The sequence below is a fragment of the Azospirillum sp. 11R-A genome, from assembly GCF_049472615.1.
In the GTDB taxonomy this organism is placed as follows: domain Bacteria; phylum Pseudomonadota; class Alphaproteobacteria; order Azospirillales; family Azospirillaceae; genus Azospirillum; species Azospirillum palustre.
The window spans coordinates 70,386-77,302 of the sequence record NZ_JBCEBL010000026.1 but is presented as its reverse complement, the minus strand read 5'-3'; the positions used below and the strand labels follow the sequence as shown (position 1 = coordinate 77,302).

Below are 6,917 nucleotides of genomic sequence, written 5' to 3'. Positions count from 1 at the left end.
TCATTCCCGCGTCGCTTTTTCCTTCTCCAATCCTTTTCCGCCGAACGGAATTGCTCCCACCATGAAGACTTCGACCGCTCACCTCCGCCGCCGCTTGCTTTCTTCGGTGGTTCCCGTCGCCGTCCTGACGGCATCCCTGCTGGCCGCGGGCTGCGCGGTCAAACCCGAGCCGCTGACGGCCGAGGAGAATCTGGCGCGCGTCCGCAAGGATCTGGGTGTCGTGCTGACCCCGCAGGAGCCGCTGACCAAGGCGGTCTCGATGGACGAGGCGATGGCGCGGGCCATCAAGTACAACCTCGACGAACGCGTGAAGCTGATGGAGGTGGCGGTCGCCACCGACCAGCTGGACCTGTCGCGCTATGACATGCTGCCGCGCGTGGTGGCGGCGGCCGGCTATGTCGGGCGCAACAACGACGCCGGGTCGGAGAGCCTGAACCTCGCCACCGGCCGGCGGACGGGCGAGAGCACCACCGCCACCGACAGGCACCGCCGCACCGGCGACCTCGCCTTCACCTGGAACGTGCTGGACTTCGGCGTCAGCTATCTGCGGGCGCGGCAGAACGCCAATCTGGTGCTGATCGCCGACGAGCGCCGCCGCCGCGTCGTCCAGGGCATCATGCAGGACGTGCGCACCGCCTATTGGCGCGCCGTCGCCGCCGAGCGGCTGCTGAAGCGGCTGGCGCCGCTGGAGAAGCGGGTCGAGGGTGCCCGCCGCGACGCCCGCACGCTGGAGGCGCTGCGCGTCCAGGCACCGTTGCAGGCTCTGAACTACACCCGCACCCTGGTCGAGACGCTGCGCCAGCTGCAGTCGCTGCGCCGCGAGCTGGTGGCGTCGAAGTCGCAGCTGGGCGCGCTGATGGGCCTGCCGCCGGGCGAGCCGTTCGAGATCGAGATGCCGGCGGCCAGCGTCATGCAGTCGCCGCCCAAGCTGGATGTCGGCGCCGAGGCTCTGGAGACCTACGCCCTGCTGAACCGGCCGGAGCTGCTGGAGGAAAGCTACAACCAGCGCATCTCCGCCGACGAGACCTGGCGGTCGCTGCTGAAGCTGCTGCCGGGCATCGACGTCAACGCCGCCCTGCGCTACGACAGCAACAGCTTCCTGCTGAACCAGCGCTGGGCCGATTACGGCGCGCGGATCAGCTGGAACCTGATCAATCTGGTCTCCGCTCCCGCCACCAAGTCCTATGCCGAGGCGCAGGAGGAGCTGGTCGCCTTCCGCCGTCAGGCGCTGAGCATGGCGGTGCTGAGCCAGGTGCATGTGGCGGTGCTGCAGTACCGCGAGCTGAAGCAGGAATTCGCCCTGACCGCCGAGCAGGCCGACCTCGACACCCGCATCCGCTCGCAATACACCAACGTCGGCGAGGCCGGGCAGGTGGGCGAGCTTGGCGTGATCCAGTCGGAGGTGACGGCGCTGCTGTCCGACCTGCGCCGCGATCTGGTGCTGGCCGACCTGCACAACGCCTATTCCCGCGTGATGGTGTCGGCCGGCGTCGACCCGCTGCCCGAGACGATGGCCGCCGACGATCTGCCGACCCTGACCCAGGCGGTGAGCCGGGGCCTGTCCTCCTGGCAGGAGCGCGCCAGCGGCATGCAGCGCGTCAAGGACCTGATGGCCGCGCCCAGGACCGCCGCCCAGGAAGTCCCGAAGGACACCCCGACGGACAGCAGGGCCGAAGCGGTGAAGCCGGAAGCCCCCAAGCCGGAAACGCCGAAGCCGGTTCCGGTCGCGGCCGCCCCGTCTGCCGTCTCCGCCAGCCCCTTCGTGCCGGCCTCCTCCGCCTCGCCGGTCCCCGCATCCTCCCCCGCTCCTGCCCCGGCGGCGGTTCCCGCTCCGGTTCCGGCCGCCGCTCAGATCCCTGCCCCGGCGGCACAAACCGCCGTCCCGGCCGCCGCCCCGGTTGCGACGGCCTCCTTCTCTCCCGTTATCCAGGCGGAACTCGGGGCTTACGCAAGCCACAGGCTTGCCGGGCAGGAATGGGGTATCATCGCCAAACGTCTGGGAACGGAGGGCAACGGGGTTGGCGCCCTGTACATCGCCAGCCGGCGCAGCCAGGACGGCAAGACCATCGTCCAGCTGCGTGCAGGCGGCTTCGCCGACCGCGCCGCGGCCGAGCGGTTCTGCCATCGTGTGAAGGATAGTCAGCGGGAATGCACTGTTCGTACCCTTTCGGCGCAAGAGCAGCAGTCCGACAGCGGGCCCGCCGACCGGCTCGCGTCGCTGTGATCCGTCCCGGCGCTCGGCCCGGCATTGCCGTCGGCGCCGCTCTCCTGATCGCGCTGCTGGGTGGGGGCCTCGCCTCCACCCCGGCGGTGGCCCAGGATGCTTCGCAGGGGCAGGTCCGTGCCCTGATCGAGGCCCGGCGGCACGCCGTCCTCTCCTCCGAGATCCCCGGCCGCATCGCCCGCATGAGCGTCGATGCCGGCCAGAGCTTCAAGGCCGGCGAGCTGCTGGTCGGCTTCGACTGCTCCAGTTATCAGGCGGAGCTGGACGGCGCCCGCGCCCAGCTGAACGCGGCAGAGGTGACGGCGCGGGTCAACCGGCGCCTCAACAGCCTGCGCTCCATCGGCGAGGCGGAGGTGCAACTGGCCGAGGCCAAGGCCCAGGTCGCCCGCGCCGACGTCCGCAAGGCCGAGGTGCAGGCCCGGCGCTGCGACATCAAGGCGCCCTTCGACGGCCGGGCGGTCGAACGCCGCATCCAGGAGCATGAGTCGGTCGCCGCCGGCGCGCCGCTGCTGGAGATCCTGTCCGACCGCGACCTGAAGGTGGAGCTGATCGTCCCCTCCTCCTGGCTGGTGTGGCTGAGGCCGGGGCAGCGCTTCGACCTGCGCGTCGACGAGACCGGCGCCACCCTGCCTGGCGAGGTCGTGCTGCCCGGTGCCAAGGTCGATCCGGCCAGCCAGTCGGTGAAGGTCACCGCCAAGCTGATCGGCGAGGGCGTTCCGTCCGGCATGATCGCCGGCATGAGCGGCACCGCCATCTTCCCGGAACCGGCGGTGTCTTCGCTGCCGGCTGGAAGTCAGGGAAGCCCCTCCAAGCCCGGAACCGCGAAGCCATGAGCGCCGCCATGGCCCAGACTTCACCTCAGCCCCCGCCCCAGCAGCCCGCCCTGCCGCAGGGGGCACCGCAAGGGGCGGTGCAGGGAAGTGCGCAACCCGTCAACAGCCTGCTGATGCTGCTGGAATTGCAGCGGCAGGCCTGGCGGCAGGCGACGGCGCCGGAGCTGCGCTATCACATCGTCAACCAGACCCGCCGGCTGATCGCCTATCGCCAGGCGGCCTTCCTGGCGGTGGACGAGCGCGGGCGGGCGACGCTGGAGGCGGTGTCCAACATCGCGGTGCTGGAGCCGAACGCCCCCTTCGCCCAATGGCTGGAGGAGGCGGTGCGCGCCGTCGCCACCGGGGATGACGCCAACAGCGTCCATGTCGTCGATCCCGCCACCCTGCCCGCCTCCGTGCGCAGCGCCTGGGGTGAATGGGGACCGGCGCAGGTGCTGTGGTGCCCGCTGCGCAAGCCGGAAACCCCGCAAGAAGCGCCGCGGGGGGCTCCCGAGGGAGCAGCGCCCGGCGCCGCGGCGGAAAGCCGGGCCAAGGCCGCGCCGCCGCTGGCCGGCCTGTGGCTCGGCCGTGACGAGCCCTGGACCGATGGCGAAATCCTGCTGCTGAGCCATCTGGCCGAAGGCTACGGCCATGCCTGGTGGGCGCTGTCGGGCAAGCGGGCGAAGCGGCATGGGCTGCGCCGGGCCCTGCTGCCGCTGCTGGTGCTGCTGGCCGTCGGCGGCGCGCTCGCCATCCCGGTGCCGATGTCGACCCTGGCCCCGGCCGAGATCCAGACCAGCAACCCGGTGATCGTCGCCGCCCCACTGGACGGCGTGATCGAGCGCTTCCATGTGCAGCCGAACCAGCCGGTGGCGGCCGGCCAGCCCTTGTTCAGCTTCGAGTCCACCGTCCTGCGCAGCCGCTTCGAGGTGGCGCGCAAGGGGCTGACCCAGGCGGAGGCCGAGCTGCTGACCGCCTCGCAGGCCGCCTTCGCCGACCCGCAGACCAAGGCGCGCGTCGCCCAGCTCCGCGCCCAGGTGGAATTGCGCCGCGCCGAGATGGCGCTCGCCCGCGACCTGCTGGAGCGGGTGACGGTGAAGGCCGAGCGTGCCGGCATCGCCGTCTTCACCGACGTCAACGACTGGCTGGGCAAGCCGGTTTCGGTGGGCGAACGCGTGCTGACCCTGGCCGACCCGCAGGCGCCGGAAATCGACATCATGGTGCCGGTCGGCGACGCCCTGGTGTTGGAACCGGGCTCCCCGGTGGAGCTGTTCCTGAACGTCGATCCGCTCCACCCCCTGCAGGCGCGGCTGACCCATGCCAGCTACGAAGCCGGCCTGTCGGCCGCCGGCGTGCTGTCCTACCGGGTCAAGGCGGCGCTGGACGCGGGAGAGGCCCCGCCCCGCATCGGCCTGCGCGGCACCGCCAAGATCCTGGGCGACCGCGTGCCGCTGGCGCTTTACCTGTTCCGCCGCCCGCTGGCCCTGCTGCGCCAGTCGCTGGGCATCTGAGGCGCCGCCCCCAGGCAGCCCCGAAGGCAAATCCGACGGCAACCCCGAGGACTCCCGTGTCCATCGCCCTCATTCCGACCGGCACTCCCGCCGCCTCCCCCGCCGCTTCCCCCACCGTCGACACCGCCCCGGCCGATCCGCTGGCATCCGTGCGGCTGCCGGGGCTGCGTGACGATCTGGCCCTGCTGCCGGCGCCGGCGGGACAGGACGGGGCGCCGGGCTGGACCGTCCACGACCCGGTGCGCAACCGCTATTTCCGCATCGGGCCGGAAGGCTTCGCGCTGATCGCCCACTGGCACCATGCCAACCCGCTTGCCATCGCCGCGGCGGTGGCGGAGCAGAGCCTGTTCGAGCCGACGGCCGAGGACGTCATCGGCTTCTACCAGTTCCTGGCGGCCAACAACCTGACCGTCGCCACCGACACCGCCTTTCTGGCCCGCCAGGCGGCGGCGCGGCACACCGGCTGGTTCTGGTGGCTGATCCACAACTACCTGTTCTTCCGCATCCCGCTGGTGCGGCCGGACCGCTTCCTATCGGCGACGGTGGGGCTGGTGGCGCCGCTCTACAGCCGGGCCTGGATGGTCGCGGTGCTGCTGACCGCGCTCCTGGCCGGGCTGCTGGTGGCGCGGCAGTGGGATGCCTTCCTGCACACCTTCCAGCATTTCTTCTCGCCCGAAGGGCTGGCGCTCTACGGCGTCACCCTGCTGGGGACCAAGATCTGCCACGAGCTTGGACATGCCTACACCGCCAAGCGCTTCGGCTGCCGGGTGCCGACCATGGGGGTGGCCTTCCTGGTGATGTGGCCGGTGCTCTACACCGACACCACCGACGCCTGGAGGCTGGTGTCGCGCCGGCAGCGGCTGGCGGTGGGGGCCGCCGGCATGGCCACCGAGCTGACGATCGCCGTCTTCGCCACACTGGCCTGGAGCTTCCTGCCCGACGGACCGCTGCGCAGCGCCGCCTATTTCCTGGCGACGGTCAGCTGGGTCACCACGCTGGCGATCAACCTCAGCCCTTTCATGCGCTTCGACGGCTATTACCTGCTGTCCGACGCGCTGGACGTGCCCAACCTGCAGGAGCGCGCCTTCGCCATGGCGCGCTGGAAGCTGCGGGAATGGCTGTTCGGCCTCGGCATGGCTCCGCCGGAGGAGATGCCGGCGGGGCGCCGCCGCATCCTGCTGGCCTATTCCTACGTCACCTGGGTCTACCGGCTGGTGCTGTTCCTCGGCATCGCTCTGCTGGTCTACCACGTCGCCATCAAGGTTCTGGGGATCCTGTTGTTCGCCATCGAGATCGGCTGGTTCGTCGCACGCCCCTTCCTGACCGAGGCCAAGGCCTGGTGGTCTCTGCGCGACCGTTTCCATGTGAACCTGCGCACCGGGCTGACGCTGGCCGGGCTGGCGGCGGCGGTCGGGCTGACCCTGCTGCCGGTGACCGCCACCGTGTCGGTGCCGGTGGTCTGGCGGGCGTCGGGGTTCGCCACCGTCTACGCCCCCTTCCCCGCCCGGCTGGAGGAGACGCTGGTCGCCAGCGGCCAGAGCGTGGTGGAGGGCGAACCGCTGTTCCGCCTGACCGCCCCCGACCTGGAAGGCAAGCTGCGGCAGGCCGAACTGCGCATCGACTGGATGCAGGAGCAGATCGCCCGCCTGACCGCCAGCCGCGAGCAGCTCGACCGCGTGCGGGCGATGGAAGAGGATCTGGCCGCCGCCCTGGCCGAGCGGCAGGGCATCCTCGACAGCCGCGACCGGCTGGTGGTGCGCTCCCCCCTGTCGGGCACCGTGCGCGACATGGAGGATGCGCTGATCCCCGGCCGCTGGATCGGCCCGAAGCTGCCGCTGGCGATGGTGGTGGCGCCGGGCAGCGGCGAACTGGTCGGCTATGTCGGCGAAGGCGATTTCGACCGGCTGAGTCCGGGGGCCGGAGCGCAGTTCCACCCCGACGATCCGCTGGCCCCCCGGCGCACGGCGAAGGTGCGGGCGGTCGACCCGGTCGCCGTGTCGGTTCTGGACGTGCCGGCGCTCGCCTCGGTCAATGGCGGCCCGGTGGCGGTCGAGGGACAGGCGGGGCCCCAGCCGGGCCAGCAGCCCCATGGCGGTTCCGCCCGCAGCGCGCTCGCCCCGGTGGAGGCGGTCTACCGCATCACCCTGGACGTAGAACCGGCGAACATCAGACCTGTGAATGGCGGGCCGGCGAACTCCGGGCCAGGTTCAGCCGGTTCTGGGCAGGAGGGGCCGGAGCGCGTCACCCGCGGCATCGTCCGCGTGGCGGGCGAGGCCCGCAGCATCGCCGAACGTTTCTGGCGCATGGCCGCGTCGGTGCTGATCCGCGAGACGGGGTTCTGACCGGGCCGGAGGACATCCGTCTCCTGGG

The 6,917-nt window shown here is 71.4% G+C and carries 4 protein-coding genes; all 4 read left to right on the top strand.

The annotated features are described in order from the left end of the window. Positions 1 to 61 precede the first annotated feature (61 nt). Genes VH569_RS27325 through VH569_RS27310 form a run of 4 tightly spaced genes read left to right on the top strand, consistent with a single transcriptional unit; the run spans position 62 to position 6,889 of the window. Positions 62 to 2,224: a TolC family protein gene (locus VH569_RS27325; protein ID WP_423319493.1), complete on the top strand. Its 2,163-nt coding sequence runs from the start codon at positions 62 to 64 to the stop codon at positions 2,222 to 2,224. Further along, the gene (locus tag VH569_RS27320) at positions 2,221 to 3,057 is read left to right on the top strand and encodes an efflux RND transporter periplasmic adaptor subunit (RefSeq protein ID WP_423319491.1); all 837 of its coding nucleotides are present in this window, start codon (positions 2,221 to 2,223) and stop codon (positions 3,055 to 3,057) included. The genes VH569_RS27325 and VH569_RS27320 overlap by 4 nt, the downstream gene beginning before the upstream one ends. Continuing rightward, positions 3,054 to 4,547 (top strand): efflux RND transporter periplasmic adaptor subunit, encoded by a 1,494-nt coding sequence (locus VH569_RS27315; RefSeq protein WP_423319489.1) that lies wholly within the window; start codon positions 3,054 to 3,056, stop codon positions 4,545 to 4,547. Before VH569_RS27320 ends, VH569_RS27315 begins: the two co-directional genes overlap by 4 nt. 56 nt (positions 4,548 to 4,603) lie before the next feature. Further along, complete coding sequence (locus tag VH569_RS27310; protein ID WP_423319488.1) at positions 4,604 to 6,889, top strand: peptidase; 2,286 nt, start codon at positions 4,604 to 4,606, stop codon at positions 6,887 to 6,889. Positions 6,890 to 6,917: the final 28 nt, after the last annotated feature.

Coding starts and splice junctions, on each gene's coding strand:
- VH569_RS27325 (WP_423319493.1), top strand. CDS start 62: ATGAAGACTTCGACCGCTCACCTCCGCCGCCGCTTGCTTTCTTCGGTG.
- VH569_RS27315 (WP_423319489.1), top strand. CDS start 3,054: ATGAGCGCCGCCATGGCCCAGACTTCACCTCAGCCCCCGCCCCAGCAG.